A 22,805-nucleotide genomic window follows, 5' to 3' on the forward strand; every position below is an offset into this window, starting at 1 on the left:
CGGCGCCCGAGGGCGCCGTTCTGCATGAAGGGCGGCATGCCATTAGCATTCGTGCCGCTCCCTTCTTCTTTCAGGCCCTCCCTTTTCGATGAACACGAACGCGGCATCGCCGCCCCCGCCGCGCTGGTCGACCTCCGCGGCCGCCATGCTCGTGGCCCTTGCCAGCGCCTTCGCCCTGAGCCAGGCCTTCCGCACCGTCGGCGCCATGATGGCCACGCCGCTCAGCAGCCACTTCGGCCTGTCGCCCCAGCAGCTCGGCACATGGGCCGGCACCTTCCACTTCATGTTCGGGATCATGCAGCTCGCGATGGGCGTGTCGATCGACATGTTCGGCGTTCGTCGCACGGTGCTCACCGCTTTTCCGCTGGCCATTGCGGGTGCGGCGCTGTGCGCGGTGGCGTCGAGCTTTCACATGCTGCTGCTCGGGCAGGCGCTGATCGGCGTCGGCTGCGCGCCAGCGTTCCTGGCCTGCACGGTGTTCATCGCGCGGCACTTCGACGCCTCGCGCTTCACCGCGATGTCGGGGCTGGTGATGAGCATGGCCGGCCTGGGCATCGTGTTCACCGGCACGCCGCTGGCCCTGCTGATCGAGGCCGCCTCATGGCGCGCCGGCTATGCGGTGCTGGCCGCGTTCGCGGTGCTCTCGTGGATCGTCATCTTCTGGCGCGTGCGCGAACCGGCGCGCGCGATGGACCTTGCGCCGCAGTCCGCGCCGGCCGAACGCCAGTCGCTGCGCAAGGCCGTGCGCGAACTGCTGCCGCTGTTCGCGATGCCGCACACGCTCGGCCTGCTGTGCTTTGCCTGCGTGTCGTATGCGGCCTTCATCACGCTGCGCGGCCTGTGGCTGGGGCCGGTGCTGCATGAACGACACGGCCTGTCGCTCGTCGCGAGCGGCAACGTCGCGCTGGTGATGACCGTCACCGGCATGATCAGCCCGATGCTGTTCGGCCGCATGGACCCGGGCGCCGCGCGGCGCCCCCGCTGGATGATGGGCTGCGCCTGCGCCGGCGCGCTGATGTTCGCGGCGATGGCGTTCACGCATTCGCGCGCGGTCGACATTGGCCTGCCGATCATCTACGGCCTTCTCTCCGGCTACAGCGTGCTGCAGTACGCGTACACCAAGAACGGCTACCCGGCCGCCATGACGGGGCGCGCGATGGCACTGATGAACATGGCGATGTTCCTGGGCGTGTCGCTGATGCAATGGACGACGGGCGTGGCCGCGTCGTGGGGCGTGGCGCATGGCGTGGAGCCGTTCCGTGCGGTGTTCCTCACGGTGGCGGGCATGCTGGCGGCGGGGACGCTTGCGTTTCTTGTGCTGCCGCGCGCGCACGAAGGCTCTCGTACGGCATCAGCCGGGCTTTGACCAAAGCACGCAGCATCTTCCGGTGCTGCCTTCTTTCTACGCGCCTCGTTTCGCTTTCTTCTTTGCGGGTGCACGGACTGGCGCCGCCGTCGACAGTTGGCGAATTTCGCGGCGCAATTCCCGCTCGAGTTCCTGCTCGGTCGGCAAATGCAACTGATAGCGGCTGGCGAAGATGTTGCGCTCCTGTTGCTCGCCCAAGGTGTACTTCACCACAGCGTCATTCTTGTCGGGGCACAGAATGACGCCCAACGTCGGGTTGTCGCCTTCGGTGCGGCGTTCGCGATCGTAGTAGTTCACGTAGAACTGGATTTGCCCGAGGTCGGCGTGAGTCAGCTTGCCGACCTTGAGGTCGATCAGCACATAGCATTTCAGCACCGCGTGATAGAAGACCAGGTCGATATAGAAATGGTCGCCATCGATCGTGATGCGCTCCTGCCGCGACACGAATGCGAAGCCTTTGCCCAACTCAAGAAGAAAGGTTTGCAGGTTGTCGATCAGCGCCTGTTCCAACGCCGACTCCACGAGTCTCGGGGATTCGGGCAACCCGAGGAATTCGATCACCACCGGGTCTTTCAATGCATCGAGAGGCTGTGCCACTTCCTGCCCGTGCGTTGCCAGCCGCATCAAGCCCTTCTTGTCCTTGCTCTTCGCCAGGCGGTCATACAGCAGGCTCGCTGTCTGGCGCTGCAACTCGCGCACCGACCATGCATTGCGGATCGCCTCGATCTCATAGAAAGCGCGCGCTTCCGGCCGGGTCACGCGCAGGAGCTGTCGGTAGTGGCTCCAGGAAAGGGAAGGATGCAGCACACCGGGAAGCCAGTCGGCCTCGGTTGTCGATTTCCGAGACGGTGTCGCGGAAATCGGCTGCGGGGGCAACGCTTGAGCTGCGGGGAATTTCCGAGGCACCGTCTCGGAAATCAATTGCGGGTAGTCGACATAGAACTGCCGGAACGCCTCGAGGTTGTCCACCGAGTAGCCGCGACCGAACTCCGTGTTCAAGCGGGCGGACAGCTCGGCAAGCAGCTTTGCGCCATAGCCGGCGCGCCGCTGCCCACGCTGTTCTTCCTCGACGATCTCGCGCCCGATCAACCAATTGGCGGCAACCTGCGTCGTGTTGACTGTCCGCGCCACGCCCGCACGCGCGGCCTCCAGAATCTCGCGCACCCGCCCGAAAAGAGGACGTGTGGAAGGTACGGCCTTTGCGCGAATCGGCGTCGTCGCGCGAACACGGGATTTGTCGGAAGTTGGCAAGGCAGCGCTCTGAGGGAGTTCTTCAGGAATTATGCAGGCGCGATAAACGACCGACGGGCCAGCTCGATACCAGCGCGCTCGCAATGCTCGTCCTCTGGAGGCAAAGATGCACATCTATCATCCCGCCGATGGACCCTCGCATTCACGACGCGCTCACGCGCTGCCTTCACGCGATCAATCTCGACAACGCCTTCGGCTATTCACCGAGCGCCGAGCAGAAGGCACAGCTCGATGCGCTGGCCGTTGAGATCCAGCCACTGATCGACGCACTCGCCGCCGAGCCCTATGCGGGCAAGGGACTGGGTTGCGGGTATCTCGGCCACCGCGGCTATCGCACGCCGTGGGCCGGCCTGATGTACCGGCTGCGCGGCAGCCGCAGCGGCGACAGCCTGAGCTGGAAGGACCGCATCGAAGTGCTGTTCGACACGGCCGGCCTCGACGCCAGCGAGATGCTGGCCTGGACGTTGCAGGTGGAAGACGAGATCCTGCGCGACCATCTGCTGCTGCACATTGCAGCCGATCTCGCGATCGAAGGTGAGATGGCGCGCGTCGAGCAGGAGATCACGCCGCGCCTGCGCCCCGACATGGCGTACCGCGCCGACCGCGTGCTGCTGATGGAATACGCGCGTCGCGGCGATGTCGACGGGTTCCTGCGCAAGCACAAGCAATCCGAACAGCGCAAGGAACGCCACACGCTGCTCGATGCGCGCGAGTTGCTGGTCGAGCAGGTGGCCGCGCGGCAAGGCCTCGATGCGGCGTTGCGCCTCGCTGAAGAGACCAAGGGCTTCGGCGACAGCTATCGCGAAACGGCCATGCGCACCTATGCGGCCACGGTGAACGTGGCGACAATGCGTGCGTGGATCGCGGCGCACGCGCCGCTCTTCGCATCGACGCCGGGCCTGGAAGAAGAACTGCTGGTGAAGGCCTATGCCAAGGGGCCGCGACCCGATGACGGCGACAGCAGCGACGGCAGCGATCCCTTCGACGAACTGTTCGCCAGGGTCGATGCGCTCGACAAGTCGTTGCGCCACGGTGCGGCCCGCCTGCGCGATTCGCTGCTGCTCGACCTCGGCATGGCCGTGGGGCCGGGCCCGCGCCGGCTGCTGTGCCGCAAGAAGATCGGCAATGCGTCGATCAAGCGCGAGCTCGAGAGTTAGACGCAGGGCCGTCACAGGAATCGCCAAAGCGCGCCCGCACCTTCTGCAGGCTCAGCTTGCACATGGCCGCGGCGTACACATGGTCGCGCCCGTACATCTCCCGATGGTCGGGTGACCCGAAGGCCGGCTTCTCGCAACCGCCACGGCGCGTGACCGGGCAACGACGCAGCACGTCGTAGTACGTCACATCGAGCATGGTCCGCCGCAGTTCGGGCAGCGGCGCGATGGTGACCTCGAACCAGCAGCCGTTGACGCGGTGCCATTGCGTGAACTCGTCGATCACATGGAAGACCGTGTGTCGCTTCTTGTCAGGCGACCAACTGGATCGTGCGGCGCGATACGCCTCTTCCTGCGCCTGGCGCGCTTCGCGCAAGCGCCGGTTGGGCAGCACGATGCCGGTGACCGGGTGCACGAACAGCTCGACATGCGCAGCTTCGCGAAGCGGCACATGGTCCGCTGGCCTCCACCGGCGCGATCTCACCCACACCTCGCCGTCGCGCATCACCGCCTCGCGTTCGACGAAGTCGTCGATGTGCTCGAAGATGTGCGCCTGCACAGTGCTGCGACGGTCGATGCCGCTGCACAGCTCGGCGTACACCTTGTCCCACGGCCGATGCACCTGCTTGTGCAGCCAGCGCTTGAGCGGCGCGAGGTTCTCGTTGAGCCACTTCGTGCGACCGTAGCCGCGCTTCATGCCCAGGTGCGAACCACGCTCCTTGCTGTTGCGCCATGCGCGCCCGTCGCCTTGCACGCCACCACCGCGACGCGGCCGCTCGACGATGACCTTGTCCATGTCGTCACGCATCGTCGCCCCTCCCCGCAAGGCTGCGCGCAGCCTTCTGCAATGCCACCTTCTGCGCCCGCCGTTCCGCACGGTGCGTGCGCAGATGGCGCCCTGCGCCCTGCCCCGTTTCGCGGCGCGCCATCGCGGCCACCACGGGGTTGCGCGGTGCCGTTGCCGGCACCGAAAAATAAAACCGGCCCAGACGCTTCTCGTCGTCGCGGGCCTTTCGTTGAGCACTCATGTGCGCACACTCCAAAAACAAAAAGGCCCCGGCGAATGGCTGCGCGGGGCCTTTGTCGATGGGCCTCGGCGGATGCATGGATGCACATCCGGCCGGGGCGGTCGGTGTGCGGGTCAGGTGTTCAGAAAACGGTTCATTGATGTGTGTTGTCGCCCGGGAGGTTGGTCGTCGCCAGGCGAGGAGAAAAAAACTGTTGCTGAAAAAGAAGGGCGGATTGTGGCGAGCGCGCATGCGATGCGCAAGCGCCGCGCCGTGCGCTGTGGTGCAAAGCCGACGCGCAACAAATCGGCGAGCGGGTGCGAATCCAAACGCGAACGGGCGCCGTATTCGATTCAAGCGCATCGCGCCTCCGAGCTGTTGGCGGTTTCCACAGACACCTCAAGAACCATTCTTTCCAGGAGCCTTCAATGAAAAAACTCATGATTGCAGTCGGCGTTTCGGTCCTGCTCGGCGCTTGCGCGGGCGGCATGGGCATGAGCGGCAGTGGCAGCAGCGGCATGTCGTCGAACCCGATGGTGGGCGGCGCCGCGATGTACCCGACGAAGGACATCGTCGACAACGCCGTGAATTCGAAGGACCACACCACGCTGGTCGCCGCCGTGAAGGCCGCGGGCCTGGTCGATACGCTCAAGAGCCCGGGCCCGTTCACCGTGTTCGCACCGACCAACGAAGCCTTCGCCGCACTGCCGGCCGGCACGGTGGACACGCTGCTCAAGCCCGAGAACAAGCCCACGCTGACCAAGGTGCTGACCTACCACGTGGTGCCCGGCCGCATGGACGGCCCGGCGCTGATGAGCGCGATCAACGCGGGCGGTGGCAAGGCCGTGCTGAAGACCGCCAGCGGCGGCACGCTGACCGCGACGATGAGCGGTGGCAACGTGTGGGTGACCGATGCCAAGGGCGGCACCGCGATGGTGACGATTGCCAACGTGTACCAGTCGAACGGCGTGATCCACGTGATCAACAAGGTGCTGCTGCCGGGTTGATCGCCCGCGATGCGGCGGGCCTTCGTCAGGCTCGCTGCGCCGCCTCGGCTTCATCGCGCAGCCACTGCGCGAAGTCCTGCGCGTCGCGATTGTTCGCGGCGCGTTTCGACATCTCGATGAAGTAGCCGCGGTGCGATACGGCGCCCTCGCCGAGCGGCGCCACGAGCCGGCCGTCGCGCACCAGCTCGCGCAGCAACGGCAAGCGGCCGATCACCACGCCCTGCCCCGCCACCGCGGCCGCCACGGCATCGGCGTACTGCGTGAAGCGCAGCGTGCTCTTCATGCGCAGGTCTTCGAGCCCCATCACCTTGAGCCACGGCTCCCACTCGGCGGTCGGAGCCTTGCTGTGATCGGGGTACTCGACGGTCAGCAGCGTGACCCCGGCAAAGTCCGACAGCTTGCGCAGCGACGCGGCAAGCTGTGGCGAGCACAGCGGAATGATCGACTCCTCGAACAGCGCCGGGCCGACGCCGCGATCGATGGGGGAGAAGCGCACGGCCAGGTCGAGGCGGCCGGTGTCGAGGTCGAGCGCATCGAGCGTGGCCGACACGCGCACGTCGACCTGCGGATGCGTGCTGGTGAAGCGCGCCAGTTTGGGAATGAGCCAGAGCGATGCAAAGCCCGGCGTGGTGGTGATCGCCACCTGCCGCGGCGCAGCGCTGGCGCGCACGCGGGCGGTGGCGTCGCGCAGGCGCTCCAGGCTGTCGGTCACTGCTCTTTGCATGACGCCACCCGCTTCGGTGAGCGACAGCGCGCGATGGTGGCGCTCGAAGAGCAGCACGCCCAGGCTGGCTTCGAGCTGCTGGATCTGCCGGCTCACGGCCGACTGGGTCAGGTGCAGTTCACCGGCCGCCAGCGTGAAGCTGAGCCGGCGCGCGGCGGCTTCGAAACTGCGCAGCAGCTCGAGCGGCGGGAGTTCGCCGCTCAGGGCGCCAGGGGCTTTCGCATTCTCTGCAAGCATGCAACGAGTTCCGAATGACCGCGTGTAAGAGGGGAATCGACTCACTATATTCATTCGTATCCCGAATGCAATGGAGCTTCCCATGAGCACCCACCCGTCTTCTTCGCCCACCTCTTCTTCCCGTTTCGACCTCAGCCTGCCGAGCCGGTCCATCTTCGCGGTGCCCGATGGCGCCGGCGTGGGCATCGAATGCCGCAGCGGCTCGGTCTGGGTCACGCTCGACCGCGATCCGCGCGACATCGTGCTGGCACCCGGCGAGCGCTTCGAGGGCACCGAGCACCGGCGCGTGCTGGTGTCGGCGCTGGAGTCCTCGTGCATCACGGTGACCGATGCGCAACCGTCCGCGATGCCGCTGCCCGCGCCCGTGCGCCAGTGGTCGCCTTGGCGACTTCTGCCCCACGGGTTGTCCCCGGCTTGACCTGAGTGCCACCGGCATCGACCCTCGATGCCATGGGTTTGCCGAAACTGAATGCCGCCGTGGTGACGGGCGGCTTTTTGTTTTGGGCGCACGATTCACGCTGTTTTCTTTTTTGAGAAGGACATGAACATGGCAGAGGCATACATCGTGGCCGCCGCACGCACGGCGGGCGGGCGGCGCGGCGGCAAGCTCGCGGGCTGGCATCCCGCGGACCTGGCGGCGCAGGTGATCGACGCGCTGGTGGCGCGCAGCGGCATCGACCCCGCGGCGGTGGAAGACGTGATCCTCGGTTGCGTGAGCCAGGTCGGCGAGCAGGCGACCAACATCGCGCGCAACGCGGTGCTGGCGTCGAAGCTGCCTGAATCGGTGCCCGGCACTTCGGTCGACCGGCAGTGCGGCTCGTCGCAGCAGGCGCTGCATTTCGCGGCGCAGGCCGTGATGTCGGGCAGCATGGACGCGGTGATCGCGGGCGGCGTCGAGAGCATGACGCGCGTGCCGATGTTCACGCCCAACGTGCTGCCGGCCAAGGCCGGCCTGGGCACCTACATGAGCCCGGCGATGAAGAAGCGCTACCCCGGCGTGGAGTTCAGCCAGTTCACCGGCGCCGAGATGATCGCGCGCAACTACGGCATCGAGAAAGACATGCTCGATCGCTACGCGCTCGAAAGCCATCACCGCGCCATCGCCGCGAGCCGCGTGGGTGCGTTCGACCAGGAGATCGCGCCCATCGAGATCCTGCTGGCCGACGGCACGGGCACGGGCGAGCAGCACACGGTGGATGAAGGCATCCGCTTCGACGCAACGCTGGAAGGCATCGCGGGCGTCAAGCTGATTGCGGAAGGCGGTCGCTGCACCGCCGCCACCGCCAGCCAGATCTGCGATGGCGCAAGCGGCGTGCTGGTGGTGAACGAACGCGGCCTGAAGGCGCTGGGCGTGAAGCCCCTTGCGCGCATTCACCACATGAGCGTGATGGGCCACGACCCGGTCATCATGCTGGAGGCACCGCTGCCCGCCACGCAGCGTGCATTGAAAAAGGCGGGCATGCGCATCGAGGACATCGACCTGTACGAAGTCAACGAAGCCTTTGCACCCGTGCCCATCGCGTGGCTGCAGGCGCTGGGCGCCGACCCGGCGCGGCTCAACGTGAACGGCGGTGCGATTGCGCTGGGCCATCCGCTGGGCGCTTCAGGCACCAAGCTCATGACCACGCTGATCCACGCGCTGGGCCAGCGCGGCAAGCGCTACGGCCTGCAGACCATGTGCGAAGGCGGCGGCATGGCCAACGTGACCATCGTCGAAAGGCTCTGATGACCACGCCCCAATACATCCTCTACGAACTGGCCGATGGCATCGCGACGCTCACGCTGAACCTGCCGGCCAAGCTCAACCCGATCGCGCATGGCTTGCAGGTCGAGCTGAAGGAAACGCTGGAGCGCATCCGCGACGACCGCGCGGTGCGCGCCGTGATCCTCACCGGCGCCGGCAAGGCCTTCTGCGTGGGCGCCGACCTGAGCGCGATGTCGCCCAGCGAAGCGGGCAAGTCGCTCGGCACGCAGGCGGCTGAAAACATGCAGGCGCTGAGCAACCCGCTGATCGAGACGCTGCGCACGCTGCCGATTCCGGTGGTGGCGGCCGTCAACGGACCCGCGGCCGGCGCGGGCGTGGGCATTGCGCTCGCGGCGGACGTGACGATCGCGGCGCGCAGCGCCTACTTCTATCTGCCCTTCCTGCCCAAGCTGGGCATCGTGCCGGACCTGGGCTGCACCTGGGCCATTCCGCGCCGCGCCGGCAGGGCGCGCGCCATGGGCATGGCGCTGCTCGACGAGCGCGTGGGCGCGGGGCGTGCCGTGCAATGGGGCCTGATCTGGGCCTGCGTGGACGACGAGCAACTGCTCGAAGAAGCCCGCCGGATCGCGCTGCGCCTGGCGAGCCTGCCGGCGCATGCGGTGGTGGAAGCGCGCGAAGCCTTCGAGGCCTCGGAGCGCCACACGTTGAAGGAGCAACTGCACTACGAGAGCGAGCGGCAGCGCGAGCTGATCGACCGCCCGAGCTTTCGCGAAGGCGTGAGCGCGTTCATGCAGAAGCGCCCACCGGTTTTCGAAAGCCGCTGATCGCGAGGCTGGTGCGGGGTCAGTGCGGACGCGAATTGATCTCGTCGGCGTCGATCAATTCGGCCACCAGCACCGCTTCGGGGCCATCGAGAAAGTACTCCGTCGAAAGCGGCGCACGCAGCCGCATGAACTTGTCTTCGCCGACCTGCATGGTGTGGCCCGCGCCCATCTCGGCACCGCTGTCGATGAGGTAGCGCAAGACATTGCCGAACACGTCGAAGTACTTCCGGCCTTCGTGGTGGCCCTCGGCCAGCGCGGCGAAATCGGGATGGCCGAAGTGATGCGCGCCATAGGTGCGCATCCAGACGCCCTGCACGCCTTCGACTTCGTACTTGACGAAGCCGCAGTACAGCGCCGGCAGATCGAGATAGCGCAGCAATTCGATGCTGTCGCCTTCGTTCTCGGCGTCGAACACGCCGGCCGGCAACGAGGTGCGGGCCGATTCGTTCAGCACCGCCAGCGCACCGAGCCGGGCCAGCGCGCCGGCCACGGTCGCGAGGGCCACGTACTGTTCGAGCACCGAGGCCTCGTAGCCCGCGTAGTAGAGGATGACGTGGCTGCGGTGCGCGCGAACCCGGGCCTTGAGTTCTTGCGGATAGTGCGCCGGCGCGACGCAGGCCGCGACCGATTCGGCCGGCATCGGCGCGTCGAAGCCGACCATCCGGACCACGTGCTTCTTCCAGCCCGCCAGCGCAATGAAAGTGCCGGGCTCTTCCGAAATCTCGCAGCGCGCATCGCCGGTGGAGCGGTGGTAGGCGCGCAATGCCTGCCCGAGCGCGGCGACATCGATGGCCAGCGCATCGGCGAACACGGCCGTCAGCGCGATGGTGTCGCCGGCATCGGGGTTGGCCACCAATGCGCCGGCATCGGCCGGCTCGTCCTTGCGGCCGAAGAAACGGGAAAAGATGCTCACGCGCGGACTCCTGAAAATTTGTGTGCCTGTTGCCCAGGGAATGGCGCGGCGCCGGTTGCGCGCCATGCGCGCACGCCCTCGTGCGCGGCGTTCAGAAACGAACTGTAATCGCGCGAGATCGATCAATTGGCCATTGGCCTGCGGCTGGCGATTGCGCCAGAATGGCCCTCCCGCGAAGCGTTGCCGCCATGCGCCCTGGACGCCCCAGGGCGATGACCGTCGCGTCACAGCACGGAGATTGCCCCATGAGCACCGCCACCCTCAACGCCTTCTACGCCCAGTCGGGCGGCGTCACCTCGGTCATCAATGCGTCGGCCTGCGGCGTGATCGAAACGGCGCGCCGGCACCCTGACCGCATCGGCAAGCTCTACGCCGGACGCAACGGCATCATCGGCGCGCTGACCGAGGAGCTGATCGACACCGGCGCCGAATCGGCGGACGCCATCGCGGCATTGCGCAGCACGCCTTCCGGCGCGTTCGGCTCGTGCCGCTACAAGCTCAAGTCGCTCGAAAAAAAACGGCGCGAGTACGAGCGGCTGATCGAAGTGTTCAAGGCACACGGCATCGGCTATTTCTTCTACAACGGCGGCGGCGATTCGGCCGACACCTGCTTCAAGGTGAGCCAGTTGTCGCAGTCGCTCGGCTATCCGCTGCAGGCGATCCATGTGCCCAAGACCATCGACAACGACCTGCCGCTGACCGACTGCTGCCCCGGCTTCGGCTCGGTCGCGAAGTACGTGGCGGTGTCGACGCTGGAAGCCTCGTTCGACGTGCGCTCGATGGCGGCGACATCGACCAAGGTCTTCGTACTCGAAGTGATGGGGCGGCATGCGGGCTGGATCGCCGCCGCCGGCGGGCTGGCTGCGGACCACGGCATTCCGGTGGTGGTGCTGTTCCCCGAGATCGAATTCGACAAGCCGCGCTTCATCGCGCGCGTCGACGAACTGGTCAGGCAGCACGGCTACTGCTCGGTGGTGGTGTCCGAAGGCTGCCATCACCCCGACGGCACCTTCCTCGCCGAGCAGGGCACGCGCGATGCCTTCGGCCATGCGCAGCTCGGCGGCGCTGCGCCGGTGGTGGCGCAAATGGTCAAGGACGCGCTGGGCCACAAGTTCCACTGGGCCGTGGCCGACTACCTTCAGCGCGCGGCCCGGCACATTGCCTCGGCCACCGACGTGAAGCAGGCCTACGAGCTGGGCCAGCGCGCGGTGGAGCTGGCGCTCGAAGGGCGCAATGCGGTGATGCCGACCATCGAGCGCATTTCCGATGTGCCGTATGCCTATCGCCTGGGCAGTGCACCGCTTGAATCGGTGGCGAACGTCGAGAAGCCGATGCCGCGCGATTTCATTTCGGACGACGGTTATGGCATCACCGAAAAATGCAGGCGCTACCTGCTGCCGCTGATCGAGGGCGAGGACTATCCGGCCTACCGCGATGGCCTGCCGGTTTATGTGACGCTGCAGAACGTGGCGGTGGCGAAGAAGCTGCAGCCCTTCGAGATCGCGTGATGACAACAACGGCCACTGCGGTCATCGACACCACGCGCTGCCCGCTGTGCGGCGAGTTGAACCGCTGCGCGATGGAGATCGAGCGCGAGACGGGCCAGGCACAGCCGCCCTGCTGGTGCATGCAGGCGGACTTCAGCAATGCGCCGCTGACCAACCTGCCGGAGGCGATGCGCGGCCTGGCGTGCATCTGTGCCCGGTGCGCGGCGGGCACCACGCCCGCTCAGGACTGACCGGGCCCCTGCGATTGCGACTGGCTCTGCGCCTGTTGATCGGGTGCGGGCTGCTGCTCGACGACAGGCTCGGGCGCAGGCGCCGCCACGTCGCTGGCCATCACCATCGTCGGTGCCGAGCCGTACCGCTGCCCGGTGATCACGCCGTGGATGAACTGCAGCTTGCCCACCGCCGCGCGCGGCAGCACGAAGGGGTAGTAGTCGGGCTGCCCCATGCTGCGCGACAGCTCGTTCAGCACATTGGTCAGCAGCACCCAGCCGTTGATGAAGTCGAGGAATTTCGCGGCATCGGGGTGCGCGGGTTGCCAGAGGTCATCGACGGTGAAGAGATCGCTCGCCAGTTCCACGTTGGTGGCGTCGACGCCGAAGCTCATCGCGGTGTCCGCCGTGTCGGCCATGTGCAGGTAGTGGGCCCAGGTCTCGGCCCAGTCTTCCCACGGATGCGTGCTGGCGTAGCTGCTCACGAAGCGGTCGGCCCAGTCGGGCGGCGGGCCTTGTTCGTAGTGCGTCTGCAGCGCGGCCGCATAGTCGGCGCGGTCGTCACCGAAGAGCGCGCGGAAGTCGTCGATCCACGGCGTGGGCAGCACCAGCAGGTCCCAGTAGTAGTGGCCGATCTCATGGCGGAAGTGGCCCAGCAGCGTGCGGTAGGGCTCGCGCATTTCGGCGCGGATGCGTTCGCGCACGGCGTCTTCGGCTTCTTCCGCGTTGAGGGTGATCACGCCGTGCTCGTGGCCCGTCATCACGTGCGGGCCGCCCGGCATGTTGCTGAGGAAGTCGAAGGCCAGGCCGTGCACCGGATCGGCATGGCGGCTCACCACCGGCAGGCCGAGCGCGAGCAGTTGCGAGACGAGCCGGCGCTTGGCCTGCTCCAGCTTGCGCCAGAGTTCGCCGTTGCTCTCCACCGAAAGATCGGGAATGGTGCGCGTGACGCTGCACGCCAGGCAGTAGCCGGGCGCCAGGCCCTGGGTGTCGACGGGAGGGGTCTCGCCCTCGCGCGGCGCCGGCACCATCCAGCTGCAGGCGGCGGGCGTCATGAGATTCGCGCAGCGGCGGTACGTGGGGCCGTGCGGATCGCCGAAGACGGTGAAGGTGTCGGGCAATGCGCCGCCGCCCGCGGCCGGTGCGAGCGGCATGACGCCCAGGCGATCGATGACGTAGCCGAGCGGCGTGTGGCAGGCCAGGCATTCGCTGTTGCGCAGGAACACGGGGCGGCCGCACTGGCAGCGGTAGGCACGGCTGACGGTCGGCGCGGCAAGCTCGGTCGCTAGCGTGGGTGCGGCCTCCGGCTCGACATTGCCGATGGGACCATCGAGCTGGCCGTTGGCTTGTTCGTTCAATGGGGAGTCCATGTTGTTGTACTGATCTTGACGCGAAGGGGACAGCCGCTGCATTGTGCGACCGCCCGGTGCGCCCTTGGCCGCGCAAACACCGATATGCTTGTAGGACGACGGACCCCGAGACATTCCGCCGCCCCATGACCTCCCCACAGACATCCGAAGCCGCGACCACGCCGGCCCCGCCTTCCATCGGCACGATGCGCCAGCGCTATGGCGAACACTACCGCTGGTACCTGCTGCTGTCGGTGATGGTGGGGACGATGGCATCGATCATGTCCTCGACCATCGTCAACGTGGCGATCCCGGGCATGAGCCATCACTTCTCGCTCGGGCAGGAGCGCGCGCAATGGGTGAGCTCGGGCTTCATGGTGGCGATGACGGTGTCGATGCTCACCACGCCGTGGCTGCTGTCGCGCTATGGCTACCGCCGCACCTACGTGGGCACGATGTTGTTGCTGCTGGTGGGCGGCATCGTGGGCGGGCTGGCCAACAACTTCTCGCTGGTGCTGTTCGCGCGCGTGGCCGAAGGGCTCGCGGCGGGCGTGGTGCAGCCCATTCCGGCCATCATCATCCTGCGAGCCTTCGAGCCACACGAGCAGGGACGCGCGAGCGGCATCTTCGGCATGGGTGTGGTGCTGGCGCCGGCCATCGGGCCAAGCATCGGCGGCGTGCTGGTCGACCTGTTCGGCTGGCGCTCGATCTTCTTCATGGTGGTGCCGTTCTGCCTGGCGTCGCTGTGGCTGGCCTACAAGTTCGTGCCGACCACGGCGCCCGGTGGCGTGGCGGCCGTGCGCGGCGGCGGGCTCGACGGGCGCGGGCTGGCACTGGGCACGGTCGGCACGCTGTGCCTGCTGAACGGGCTGGTCGAGCTGCGCGGCGATTCGCCGTTGCAGGCGGCTTTGCTGCTAGCCGGCGCGCTGGTGGCTTTCGCGGCCTTCGTGTGGTGGCAGCGGCGGCTCGCGGCCTCGGGCGGCACGCCGCTGATGAACCTTGCGCTGTTCCAGTACCGGCAGTTCGCAATGGGCAGCGTGGTGGCGTTCATCTACGGCACGGCGCTGTTCGGCTCGACCTACCTGCTGCCGGTGTACATGCAGGTGGGGCTGCACCTGTCGGCCTCGCACGTGGGCACGATCCTCCTGCCGGCGGGCATCGTGCTGGCGGTGACGATCGCTGGCGTGGGCCGGCTGGCGGACCGGCATCCGACCTGGGTGCTGGTGACCATCGGCCTTGCGCTGCTGGCCACTTCGTTCGCGCTGATGATGCTGCTGCGGCTCGACAGCGCGCTGTGGCTGCTGGTGGCCTTCGCGATCATCGGGCGCATCGGGCTGGGCTTCATCCTGCCTTCGCTCAACCTCGGATCGATGCGGCCGCTGGCCAAGCCGCTGATTCCGCAGGGCGCGAGCGCCATCAACTTCGTGCGCATGCTGGGCGGCGCGGCCGGCGTGAGCCTGTGCGCCATCGTGCTGGAGTGGCGGCTGGCGGCGCATGGCGATTCGCTCGCCAATCCGATGAGCAGCCCGGCGCGGCTGGCCGCGTTCGACGAGGTGTTCGCGATGCTGGCGGGGCTGTGCGCGCTGGCTGTCTGCGCGGCCTGGCAACTGCGCGAAGGCCAGAAGAGGACGGCGCGCAACACGGGGTAAACACCGGCGGTGGGGAGGGTCGCTTTCGCATTCAATTGTTATCAGTTGTATCCAGATCGCGAAACGGGTTCCCCATGCATCGCAGAAATTTTCTTGCCGCCTCGGCTGCGGCCATGGCCGGGTTCGGCCCTTTGTCGTCCGCCATTGCCGCAGAGAGCGGCGTGAGCGACGGCGAGATCGTGCTCGGCCACACCGGCATCCTGAGCGGCCCGCTCGGGGTGCCCATCAAGGTGGTAATGGCCGGCGCGGGGCTGGCCTTCGATTCAGTCAATGCGCAGGGCGGGCTGTCGGGCCGCAAGATCAAGCTGGTCTCACTGGACGACGAACTGGTGCCCGAGAAGGCCGTTTCCAACTACGAGAAGCTGCTGGGCGAGCACCACGCGTTTGCCTTCTTCGGCTGCGTGGGCTCGGGCACCACGGCCGCGGCAGCGAAGGTGCTGAACCAGAGCGGCGCGCCGATGGTGGGCGGCTATGCGGTGTCGGACTCGGCGCGCGACAAGGTCAACGGCTCGGGGTATTTCGTGCGCGCCACCTTCGCGCGCGAGGCGCAGGCGCTGGTGCAGCACCTGACGACCATCGGCGTGTCGCGCATCGGCGTGGCGTACCTCGACAACCCGGGCGGCGCCGAAGTGGCGAAGCTCGTCGAAGCGGCCTTGACCGCACTGCAACTGAAGCCGGCGGCGGCCGTGCCGGTCAAGGGCGACGGCTCGACCAACGAGGCGGCCGGCAAGGCGCTCGCGGACAGCAAGGCGCAGGCGGTGATCATGTACCTGGGCGGCGGCATCGGCGGCGAGGTGATGAAGAGTGCATGGGTAGCGGGCGGGCGCCAGATGTTCTACGGCATGTCGATCGTGCCGGGCGACGTCACGGCCAAGCTGGTGGGCGACAAGACCAGCGGGCTGGCCATCTCGCAGATCGTTCCGTACCCGTGGAGCGAGGTCGATGCGGTGGCGCGTGACTACCGGCAACTGGCCGAGCGCGCCAAGGTGGACGTGGGTTACCTGAGCTACGAGGGTTACGTCAACGCGCTGGTGATGATCGAGGCGCTGCGCCGCACCGGCCGCGAGCTGACGCGCGCGAAGCTGCACGCCACGCTCAAGACCATGAAGCTGCGCGTGGGCAACATGGAGATCGACTTCACCGGGGCCAGCAACACGGGCTCGCGCTTCATCGAGATGGTGCGGGTGACCAAGGAAGGCAAATTCCTGCGCTGAGGAAAACGGAAGCGTTGCAGCAGCGCGAAGGTCGGATTAAGCGGCGTCGGCGGCGGGGCCCTGCGGGAATCGCGGTCTAATCGCAGCCATGTGCCAATTGCTAGGGATGAACTGCAACACGCCGACCGATGTGACCTTCAGCTTCACAGGGTTCGCGCAGCGCGGCGGCCGCACCGACCATCACGCCGATGGCTGGGGCATCGCGTTTTTTGAAGACCGCGGGCTGCGCCACTTCGTGGACCACCAGCCGGCCAGCGAATCGCCGGTGGCGGAGTTGATCCGGCGCTATCCGATCCAGAGCCGCAACGTCATTGCGCACATCCGCAAGGCGACGCAGGGCGAGGTCAACCTGCAGAACTGCCACCCCTTCGTGCGCGAGCTGTGGGGCCGCTACTGGGTGTTTGCCCACAACGGTGATCTGAAGGATTTCCGCCCCAGGTTGCACGGCAACTTCCACCCGGTGGGCAACACCGACAGCGAGCACGCCTTCTGCTGGCTGATGCAGGAGCTGGCCAAGTCGCACGCCGATGTGCCCAGCATCGAGGAATTGACGCTCACGCTGCGCGAGCTGGCGCCGCAACTGGCGAGCCACGGCACTTTCAACTTCATGCTGTCCAACGGACAGGCGCTGTGGGCGCATGCCTCGACGAACCTCTGGTACGTGGAGCGCCGGCACCCCTTCGTGACCGCGCAACTGTCGGATGAAGACCTGGCGATCGACTTCGCGCAGCACACCACGCCCACCGACCGCGTGGCCGTGGTCGTGACCGCGCCACTGACCACCAACGAGACCTGGACGCCTTTTGCGCCGGGGGAATTGCACGTGTTCGTGGACGGGCAGCGATCCGGAAACTGAGGTTTCAACGAAACCTTTTGGCTGACACTTTTTTGCAACAGTGCAAGAAAGTATCGGTGGCGAGGCAGCAGAAGAGAATAATAACGGTTCTCATTTGCAGCCTACCGGACCGTTCATGCCCGCAGTTTCCACCCTTCGCCTTCGCCCGACCGTGGCGGCTTCGCTCCTTGCCCTGCACACTCTCGGCGCCATGGCGCAGACCCCGGCTGCAGAGCCTGCCGCATCCAGCGGCACCCTGGCCACCATCAACGTCGAGGCCAGCGCCGACGCATCGGCCGCAGGCCTGACCAAGCCCTACGCCGGCGGCCAGGTGGCACGCGGCGGGCGGGTCGGGATCCTGGGCAACCAGGACATGATGAGCACGCCGTTCTCGAGCACCAACTACACCAACGAGTTGATCCAGGACCAGCAGGCCAAGAGCGTGGCCGACGTGCTGCTCAACGATCCGTCGGTGCGCCAGGCGCGCGGCTTCGGCAACTTCCAGGAGCTGTATGTGGTGCGCGGCTTCCCCGTGTACTCCGACGACGTGGCGTACAACGGCCTCTACGGCATGCTGCCGCGCCAGTACATCGCCTCCGAATTCTTCGAGCGCGTGGAAGTGTTCCGCGGCGCCAACACATTCCTGAACGGTGCCGCGCCCGGCGGCAGCGGCATCGGCGGCGCGATCAACCTGCTGCCCAAGCGAGCGCCCAACGAACCGCTCACCCGCGTCGGCTTCGGCGTGCAGAGCGGCGGCCAGGGCTTCGTGAACCTCGACCTGGCACGCCGCTTCGGTCCTGACGACAGCCTGGGCGTTCGCGTGAACGCCGTGCGCCGCGACGGCGGCACGGGCGTCAAGAACGAAAGCCAGCAGCTCAGCGCCTTCGCTGTCGGCCTCGACTGGCACAACCGCAACGTGCGCCTGTCGGCCGACTTCGGCTACCAGGACTACGACCTGAAGGACGGCCGCCCGAGCCTCACGCCCTCCTCGACGCTGCCGATCCCGCGCGCGCCCGACGCCAAGAGCAACTTCGCGCAGCCCTGGACCTACTCGAAGGAAAAGGACAAGTTCGCCACCTTCCGCGGCGAGGTCGACATCACCGACAACATCACGGCCTGGGCCGCCGGCGGCGTGCGCCGCAGCAACGAAGACAACGTGCTGTCGAACCCGACCCTCACCGACGCGTTCGGCAACACCAGCAACACGCGCTTCAGCAACACCCGCAAGGACCGCATCGGCACGGCCGAGATCGGCGTGCGCGGCAACTTCGTCACCGGCCCGGTGAAGCATTCGGTGGTGGCCTCGGCGGCCACGTACAGCAACGACCGCGACAACGCCTACGCCATCTCGCGCGGCAGCATTCGCAACAACATCTACGCCCCCTACGCATCGGCCTACCCGATCGCCAACAACTTCACCGGCAACACGCTGGACAACCCGCGCCTGACCGACAAGATCGACACCTCGAGCATCGCCATCGCCGACACCATGTCGTTCATGGAAGACCGCCTGCTGGTCACGCTCGGCGCGCGCCGCCAGACCATCAAGCAGACCAGCTTCGCCTACAACACGATCAAGGAAACGAGCGCCTACGACAAGAGCAAGACCACGCCGGTGGCCGGTGTCGTGTTCAAGATCACGCCGACCGTGTCGGTCTACGCCAACTACATCGAAGCCCTCGTCAAGGGCAACGTGGCGCCCGGCACGGTGAACAACCGCCCGGTCACCAATTCCGGCGAGGTATTCGCCCCCTACCAGGCCAAGCAGAAGGAAATCGGCGTCAAGTACGACGGCGGCACGCTGGGCGCCAGCGCCGCGTTCTTCACCACCGACCAGCCGGTCTACCAGTACTCGGGCCAGACCTACGGCCTCTACGGCAAGCAGCGCAACCAGGGTCTGGAGTTCTCCGTGTTCGGCCAGCCTGTGAAGGGCCTGCGCCTGCTCGGCGGCCTGACGCTGCTGAACGCCAAGCAGAAGAACACACAAGGCGGCGCCACCGACGGCCTCACCGCCATCGGCGTGGCCAAGCAGCAGGCCAACCTCGGTGCCGAGTGGGACGTGCCGGGCGTGCGCAACCTGTCGCTGAATGCGCGCCTGCTGTACACGTCCAAGCAATACGCCAACGCCACCAACACCCAGCAGATCCCGGGGTGGACGCGCTTCGACATCGGCGCGCGCTACCTGGTCGACCTGGGCAACGGCCGAGCGCTCACGCTGCGCGCGCGCATCGACAACCTGTTCAACAAGTCTTACTGGGCTTCGGTGGGCGGCACGCAGGGCTCCAACTACCTGGTGATGGGCGCGCCGCGCACCTTCGCAGTGAGCGGCACCATCGACTTCTGATGCGCGCCTTCGCGACCGCCGTTCACCGCTGGGCGGGACTTGCGGTCGCGCTGTTCCTCATCGTCTCGGGCCTGACCGGCGCCGTCATCTCGTGGGACCACGAGATCGACGGCTGGCTCAACCGCAAGCTCTACGACACGCACAGCCGCGGCCCCTTCAAGGACCCGTTCGAGCTGGCCGCCGCGGTCGAGGCGCACGACCCGCGTGCGCGGGTCGCGTACCTGCCGCTCGGTTTCGAGGAAGGCCACGCGGCCGGCTACTTCGTGCAGCCGCGCGTCGACCCGGTCACGGGCAAGCCTTTCAAGCTTGGCTACAACCAGGTGTTCGTCGATCCGGTCACGGCCGAAGTGCGCGGTCGCCGCGACTCGACCGCCGTCTCGCTCAGGCCCGAGACGCTGATGCCCTTCCTGCGCAAGCTCCACTACATGCTGCACGTGCCCGCGATGTGGGGCACCGACCGCATCGGCTGGTGGATCATGGGCACGGTGGCGCTGGTGTGGCTGCTCGACAGTTTTGTCGCGCTCTACCTCACGATGCCGCGGCGGCTGCGCAAGGCCGTGCACCCGGCGCACCGGCCCGCGACCGCCTGGTGGCAGCGCTGGAAGCCGGCGTGGACCGTGCGCTGGGCGGCCGGCGGCTACAAGCTCAACTTCGACCTGCACCGCGCGGGCGGGCTGTGGATCTGGGGGCTGATCATCGTGGTCGCCTTCACCTCGTTCTCGCTGAACCTCTACAAGGAGGTGTTCCACCCGGTGCTCTCGCTGGTGTCGAAGACCACGCCGGGCCCGTCGGCGCTGGTGCCACTCGCGCCGCTGGGCACGCGCATCGAACCCACCATCGGCTTTCGCGAGATCGTGGCGCAAGCCGATGCCGAAGCCCGGCGCCGCGGCTGGACGACGCCGCTGGGCGGCGTGTTCTACAACGCGCGCGGCGGCTTCTACAACGTCTCTTTCTTCGACCATGCCACGCACGACGACAGCGACGGCATGGGCCTGTCGAACCTTTATCTCGACGGGCGCGACGGCCACGTCATCAGCAGCAACCGCCCGTGGCACGGCACGGCGGCCGACGTGTTCGCGCAACTGCAATTGCCGCTGCACGGCGGGCGCATCCTGGGCATGCCGGGCCGCATCATGATGTCGGCGCTGGGGCTGGTGGTGGCGATGCTGTCGATCACCGGCATCGTCATCTGGGCGCGCAAGCTGCGCTCACGGCGCCTGCAGGCCCGGCGCGAGCGCGAAGCCCGCGCGGTGGCCTCCAGGCTCAGGCAGGACGCAGGGTTTTCTCCAGCGCGTCGATGAACATCTTCGGCACGTCGAAGCCTGTCTGCTCGGTGATTTCCTGAAAGCAGGTCGGGCTGGTCACGTTGATCTCGGTGACCGAGTCGCCGATCACGTCGAGCCCGATCAGGAGCAGCCCACGCGGCGCCAGCGCCTGGCCGATGGCCTCGGCGATCTCGCGGTTGCGCGCGGTCAGCGGCTGCGCCACGCCCTTGCCGCCGGCGGCCAGATTGCCGCGCACCTCGGTGCCTTGCGGGATGCGCGCCAGCACGAAAGGCGCCGGCTCGCCCGCGATGATCAGGATGCGCTTGTCGCCCTGAACGACCTCGGGCACGAAGCGCTGCACCATGATGGTTTCGGCGCCGTCCTTGTTGAGCGTCTCGACGATGGAACCCAGGTTCAGCGCGTCCTGCTTCACGCGGAAGATGCCCATGCCGCCCATGCCGTCGAGCGGCTTCAGGATGATGTCGCCGTGCTCCACATGAAAGTCGCGCACGGCCTGCGCGCTGCGCGTGACGAGGGTGGGCGTGACGAACTGCGGAAACTCCATGATCGCGAGCTTCTCGGGATGGTCGCGCAACGCACGCGGCGAATTGACCACCTGTGCGCCCTCGCGCTCGGCTTGCTGCAGCAGGTGCGTCGAGTAGATGTACTCGGCGTCGAAGGGCGGGTCCTTGCGCATCAGCACCGCGTCGAAGTCCTTCAGCGCCTTCGACTCGGTGATATCCACCGTGTACCAGTCCTTCGCGTCGCCGGTCAGCGTGATCTGCTGCACCACGGCCGTGACCACACCGCCCGACTTCCACTGGATGTCCTGCGGCAGGCAGGCCGCGATGCGGTGGCCGCGACGCTGCGCCTCGCGCATCATCGAGAAGGTCGTGTCCTTGTAGATCTTGAAATGATCGAGCGGGTCGGCGACGAAGAGGATGTTTTTCATCAGGCGTTCTTTCCGGCGCCGGGAACGGCGGCCACGTGTGTGTCTGGCGCGATGTTGCCGGAAGCGGCGATGTCCTTGCCGGCCGGGGCCTTTTCCGCTGGGGGTGCGCGTCCGATCTGCTGCACGGCGAGCGCGACGGCACCGGCCACCACGCCCCAGAACGCCGAGCCGATGCCCACCAGCGTGACGCCGGACAGCGTGACCAGGAAGGTGATCAGCGCCGCCTCGCGGTGCCGCTCGTCGCGCACCGCAGCAGCCAACCCGCCGCCGATGGTGCCCAGCAGTGCCAGCCCCGCGATGCACGCCACCAATTCCTTCGGAAACGCCGTGAGCAGCCCCGTGACCGCCGCGCCAAAGAGTCCAATCACCACGTAGATGGCGCCGCAGCTCACGGCCGCCGTGTAGCGCCGCGCCGGATCTTCATGGGCTTCGCGGCCCATGCACATGGCGGCCGTGATCGCGCTCAGGTTCAGCGCGAACGCACCGAAAGGCGCGAGCACCAGCGTCGCAAGGCCGCTGATGGTGATGAGCTTGCTGACCGGCAGGTCGCTGTACCCGCTCGCGCGGATCGCAGCCACACCGGGCAGGTTCTGCGAGGCCATGGTCACGACGAAGAGTGGCAGCGACAGGCTGACGATGGCCTGCCAACTGAAGACCGGCATCGTGAACACCGGCCAGGTGAGCGAGAAGTGCACGGAAGACCACGCCAGTTGGCCGCGCGCCGCCACGAAGACGATGGCCACGAACAGCGTCAGCGGCACCGCGTAGCGCGGCACGAGCCGCTTGGCGACGAGGTAGGTGCCGAGCATCAGCAGCACCAACGGCAACGCGGTCTGCGCGGCGATGAAGGCCGAGATGCCGAAGCGGGCGAGCACGCCGGCCAGCAGCGCGGAGGCAATCGCCATCGGGATCTTGTTCATCACCCGCTCGAACCAGCCGGTGGCGCCCGCAAGCACGATCAGCACCGCGCACACAATGAAGGCGCCGACCGCCTCGCCCATGCCGTAGCCCATGCCGGCAACGGCCAGCACCGCCGCGCCGGGCGTGCTCCAGGCAATCATCACGGGCTTCTTCCACCAGAGCGAGGGCAACGCCGAGGCCAGGCCCATGCCGATGCCCAGCGCCCACATCCACGAAGCCGCCATCTCCGGCGTGGCGCCGAAGGCCTGCGCGGCCTGGAACACGATGGCCACCGAACTCGTGAAGCCCACGAGCACGGCGACGAAACCCGCGGTGAAAGCCGAAAGGCTCAGGTCTTTGAAGAACGACATCGGGCGATTGTGCCGCCGCCC

Annotated in this window: 21 protein-coding genes; 13 read left to right on the forward strand and 8 right to left on the reverse strand. The window is 67.1% G+C overall.

Annotation, left to right across the window (positions count from 1 at the left end):
* Positions 1 to 88 precede the first annotated feature (88 nt).
* Positions 89 to 1,366 (forward strand): MFS transporter, encoded by a 1,278-nt coding sequence (locus ACSFB7_RS09410; RefSeq protein WP_435469292.1) that lies wholly within the window; start codon positions 89 to 91, stop codon positions 1,364 to 1,366.
* Positions 1,367 to 1,402: 36 nt separating this feature from the next.
* Here the strand turns inward: ACSFB7_RS09410 and ACSFB7_RS09415 are convergent, their stop codons facing one another.
* Entirely contained in the window at positions 1,403 to 2,617 is a 1,215-nt protein-coding gene (locus ACSFB7_RS09415; protein ID WP_435469294.1) for a PDDEXK nuclease domain-containing protein, read from the reverse strand.
* 128 nt (positions 2,618 to 2,745) lie between these two features.
* On the opposite strand from ACSFB7_RS09415, the gene ACSFB7_RS09420 reads away from it, so the two are divergent.
* Positions 2,746 to 3,774 (forward strand): hypothetical protein, encoded by a 1,029-nt coding sequence (locus ACSFB7_RS09420; RefSeq protein WP_435469296.1) that lies wholly within the window; start codon positions 2,746 to 2,748, stop codon positions 3,772 to 3,774.
* Here ACSFB7_RS09420 and ACSFB7_RS09425 read toward each other — a convergent pair.
* Entirely contained in the window at positions 3,752 to 4,579 is an 828-nt protein-coding gene (locus ACSFB7_RS09425; RefSeq protein ID WP_435469298.1) for a hypothetical protein, read from the reverse strand. The genes ACSFB7_RS09420 and ACSFB7_RS09425 overlap by 23 nt on opposite strands.
* The gene (locus tag ACSFB7_RS09430; RefSeq protein ID WP_435469300.1) at positions 4,572 to 4,799 is read right to left on the reverse strand and encodes a hypothetical protein; all 228 of its coding nucleotides are present in this window, start codon (positions 4,797 to 4,799) and stop codon (positions 4,572 to 4,574) included. Before ACSFB7_RS09430 ends, ACSFB7_RS09425 begins: the two co-directional genes overlap by 8 nt.
* Before the next feature lie 407 nt (positions 4,800 to 5,206).
* On the opposite strand from ACSFB7_RS09430, the gene ACSFB7_RS09435 reads away from it, so the two are divergent.
* Positions 5,207 to 5,785 (forward strand): fasciclin domain-containing protein, encoded by a 579-nt coding sequence (locus tag ACSFB7_RS09435; protein WP_435469302.1) that lies wholly within the window; start codon positions 5,207 to 5,209, stop codon positions 5,783 to 5,785.
* Positions 5,786 to 5,810: 25 nt separating this feature from the next.
* On the opposite strand, the gene ACSFB7_RS09440 is transcribed toward ACSFB7_RS09435, so the two are convergent.
* Positions 5,811 to 6,746, reverse strand: a complete 936-nt coding sequence (locus ACSFB7_RS09440; RefSeq protein WP_435469304.1) for a LysR substrate-binding domain-containing protein — start codon at positions 6,744 to 6,746, stop codon at positions 5,811 to 5,813.
* Between the two features lie 82 nt (positions 6,747 to 6,828).
* Between ACSFB7_RS09440 and ACSFB7_RS09445 the strand changes: the two genes are divergently transcribed.
* The 3 genes from ACSFB7_RS09445 to ACSFB7_RS09455 all read left to right on the forward strand — a co-directional run bounded on the left by ACSFB7_RS09445 (position 6,829) and on the right by ACSFB7_RS09455 (position 9,275).
* Positions 6,829 to 7,164 (forward strand): DUF2917 domain-containing protein, encoded by a 336-nt coding sequence (locus ACSFB7_RS09445; protein WP_435469305.1) that lies wholly within the window; start codon positions 6,829 to 6,831, stop codon positions 7,162 to 7,164.
* Between the two features lie 129 nt (positions 7,165 to 7,293).
* Positions 7,294 to 8,472 (forward strand): acetyl-CoA C-acetyltransferase, encoded by a 1,179-nt coding sequence (locus ACSFB7_RS09450; protein WP_435469307.1) that lies wholly within the window; start codon positions 7,294 to 7,296, stop codon positions 8,470 to 8,472.
* Positions 8,472 to 9,275 carry an enoyl-CoA hydratase-related protein gene (locus ACSFB7_RS09455; protein ID WP_435469309.1) on the forward strand — a complete coding sequence of 268 codons (804 nt, stop codon included), beginning with the start codon at positions 8,472 to 8,474 and terminating at the stop codon, positions 9,273 to 9,275. Before ACSFB7_RS09450 ends, ACSFB7_RS09455 begins: the two co-directional genes overlap by 1 nt.
* 19 nt (positions 9,276 to 9,294) lie before the next feature.
* On the opposite strand, the gene ACSFB7_RS09460 is transcribed toward ACSFB7_RS09455, so the two are convergent.
* The gene (locus ACSFB7_RS09460; protein ID WP_435469311.1) at positions 9,295 to 10,188 is read right to left on the reverse strand and encodes a DUF4261 domain-containing protein; all 894 of its coding nucleotides are present in this window, start codon (positions 10,186 to 10,188) and stop codon (positions 9,295 to 9,297) included.
* Between the two features lie 245 nt (positions 10,189 to 10,433).
* Between ACSFB7_RS09460 and ACSFB7_RS09465 the strand changes: the two genes are divergently transcribed.
* Complete coding sequence (locus ACSFB7_RS09465) at positions 10,434 to 11,696, forward strand: 6-phosphofructokinase (RefSeq protein ID WP_435469313.1); 1,263 nt, start codon at positions 10,434 to 10,436, stop codon at positions 11,694 to 11,696.
* Positions 11,696 to 11,926, forward strand: a complete 231-nt coding sequence (locus tag ACSFB7_RS09470; RefSeq protein WP_435469315.1) for a cysteine-rich CWC family protein — start codon at positions 11,696 to 11,698, stop codon at positions 11,924 to 11,926. Before ACSFB7_RS09465 ends, ACSFB7_RS09470 begins: the two co-directional genes overlap by 1 nt.
* On the opposite strand, the gene ACSFB7_RS09475 is transcribed toward ACSFB7_RS09470, so the two are convergent.
* Positions 11,917 to 13,275, reverse strand: coding sequence for a zinc-binding metallopeptidase family protein (locus ACSFB7_RS09475; protein WP_435469317.1), 1,359 nt, complete (start codon positions 13,273 to 13,275; stop codon positions 11,917 to 11,919). The two genes, ACSFB7_RS09470 and ACSFB7_RS09475, sit on opposite strands and share 10 nt — an antisense overlap.
* Positions 13,276 to 13,400: 125 nt before the next feature.
* Between ACSFB7_RS09475 and ACSFB7_RS09480 the strand changes: the two genes are divergently transcribed.
* From ACSFB7_RS09480 to ACSFB7_RS09500, 5 genes are all read left to right on the forward strand, one after another.
* Complete coding sequence (locus tag ACSFB7_RS09480) at positions 13,401 to 14,903, forward strand: DHA2 family efflux MFS transporter permease subunit (RefSeq protein WP_435469319.1); 1,503 nt, start codon at positions 13,401 to 13,403, stop codon at positions 14,901 to 14,903.
* A gap of 74 nt (positions 14,904 to 14,977) precedes the next feature.
* A complete protein-coding gene (locus tag ACSFB7_RS09485) occupies positions 14,978 to 16,117 on the forward strand; it encodes an ABC transporter substrate-binding protein (RefSeq protein WP_435469321.1) in 1,140 nt (379 codons plus the stop codon).
* 88 nt (positions 16,118 to 16,205) lie between these two features.
* Entirely contained in the window at positions 16,206 to 16,973 is a 768-nt protein-coding gene (locus ACSFB7_RS09490) for a class II glutamine amidotransferase (RefSeq protein ID WP_435469323.1), read from the forward strand.
* Positions 16,974 to 17,088: 115 nt separating this feature from the next.
* Positions 17,089 to 19,296, forward strand: a complete 2,208-nt coding sequence (locus ACSFB7_RS09495; RefSeq protein WP_435469325.1) for a TonB-dependent receptor — start codon at positions 17,089 to 17,091, stop codon at positions 19,294 to 19,296.
* Complete coding sequence (locus ACSFB7_RS09500; RefSeq protein WP_435469327.1) at positions 19,296 to 20,597, forward strand: PepSY-associated TM helix domain-containing protein; 1,302 nt, start codon at positions 19,296 to 19,298, stop codon at positions 20,595 to 20,597. The genes ACSFB7_RS09495 and ACSFB7_RS09500 overlap by 1 nt, the downstream gene beginning before the upstream one ends.
* On the opposite strand, the gene gshB is transcribed toward ACSFB7_RS09500, so the two are convergent.
* Both gshB and ACSFB7_RS09510 read right to left on the reverse strand, forming a co-directional pair.
* Complete coding sequence (gshB, locus tag ACSFB7_RS09505) at positions 20,560 to 21,513, reverse strand: glutathione synthase (protein ID WP_435469329.1); 954 nt, start codon at positions 21,511 to 21,513, stop codon at positions 20,560 to 20,562. The two genes, ACSFB7_RS09500 and gshB, sit on opposite strands and share 38 nt — an antisense overlap.
* Positions 21,513 to 22,784 (reverse strand): benzoate/H(+) symporter BenE family transporter, encoded by a 1,272-nt coding sequence (locus ACSFB7_RS09510; protein ID WP_435469331.1) that lies wholly within the window; start codon positions 22,782 to 22,784, stop codon positions 21,513 to 21,515. Before ACSFB7_RS09510 ends, gshB begins: the two co-directional genes overlap by 1 nt.
* Positions 22,785 to 22,805: the final 21 nt, after the last annotated feature.

The organism is Variovorax raffinosi, from assembly GCF_051216615.1.
Taxonomy (GTDB): Bacteria; Pseudomonadota; Gammaproteobacteria; order Burkholderiales; family Burkholderiaceae_C; genus Variovorax.

Coding starts and splice junctions, on each gene's coding strand:
- ACSFB7_RS09510 (WP_435469331.1), bottom strand. CDS start 22,784: ATGTCGTTCTTCAAAGACCTGAGCCTTTCGGCTTTCACCGCGGGTTTC.
- ACSFB7_RS09470 (WP_435469315.1), top strand. CDS start 11,696: ATGACAACAACGGCCACTGCGGTCATCGACACCACGCGCTGCCCGCTG.
- ACSFB7_RS09440 (WP_435469304.1), bottom strand. CDS start 6,746: ATGCTTGCAGAGAATGCGAAAGCCCCTGGCGCCCTGAGCGGCGAACTC.
- ACSFB7_RS09485 (WP_435469321.1), top strand. CDS start 14,978: ATGCATCGCAGAAATTTTCTTGCCGCCTCGGCTGCGGCCATGGCCGGG.
- ACSFB7_RS09450 (WP_435469307.1), top strand. CDS start 7,294: ATGGCAGAGGCATACATCGTGGCCGCCGCACGCACGGCGGGCGGGCGG.
- gshB (WP_435469329.1), bottom strand. CDS start 21,513: ATGAAAAACATCCTCTTCGTCGCCGACCCGCTCGATCATTTCAAGATC.
- ACSFB7_RS09430 (WP_435469300.1), bottom strand. CDS start 4,799: ATGAGTGCTCAACGAAAGGCCCGCGACGACGAGAAGCGTCTGGGCCGG.
- ACSFB7_RS09410 (WP_435469292.1), top strand. CDS start 89: ATGAACACGAACGCGGCATCGCCGCCCCCGCCGCGCTGGTCGACCTCC.
- ACSFB7_RS09445 (WP_435469305.1), top strand. CDS start 6,829: ATGAGCACCCACCCGTCTTCTTCGCCCACCTCTTCTTCCCGTTTCGAC.
- ACSFB7_RS09425 (WP_435469298.1), bottom strand. CDS start 4,579: ATGCGTGACGACATGGACAAGGTCATCGTCGAGCGGCCGCGTCGCGGT.
- ACSFB7_RS09490 (WP_435469323.1), top strand. CDS start 16,206: ATGTGCCAATTGCTAGGGATGAACTGCAACACGCCGACCGATGTGACC.
- ACSFB7_RS09465 (WP_435469313.1), top strand. CDS start 10,434: ATGAGCACCGCCACCCTCAACGCCTTCTACGCCCAGTCGGGCGGCGTC.
- ACSFB7_RS09455 (WP_435469309.1), top strand. CDS start 8,472: ATGACCACGCCCCAATACATCCTCTACGAACTGGCCGATGGCATCGCG.
- ACSFB7_RS09495 (WP_435469325.1), top strand. CDS start 17,089: ATGCCCGCAGTTTCCACCCTTCGCCTTCGCCCGACCGTGGCGGCTTCG.
- ACSFB7_RS09500 (WP_435469327.1), top strand. CDS start 19,296: ATGCGCGCCTTCGCGACCGCCGTTCACCGCTGGGCGGGACTTGCGGTC.
- ACSFB7_RS09420 (WP_435469296.1), top strand. CDS start 2,746: ATGGACCCTCGCATTCACGACGCGCTCACGCGCTGCCTTCACGCGATC.
- ACSFB7_RS09475 (WP_435469317.1), bottom strand. CDS start 13,275: ATGGACTCCCCATTGAACGAACAAGCCAACGGCCAGCTCGATGGTCCC.
- ACSFB7_RS09435 (WP_435469302.1), top strand. CDS start 5,207: ATGAAAAAACTCATGATTGCAGTCGGCGTTTCGGTCCTGCTCGGCGCT.
- ACSFB7_RS09480 (WP_435469319.1), top strand. CDS start 13,401: ATGACCTCCCCACAGACATCCGAAGCCGCGACCACGCCGGCCCCGCCT.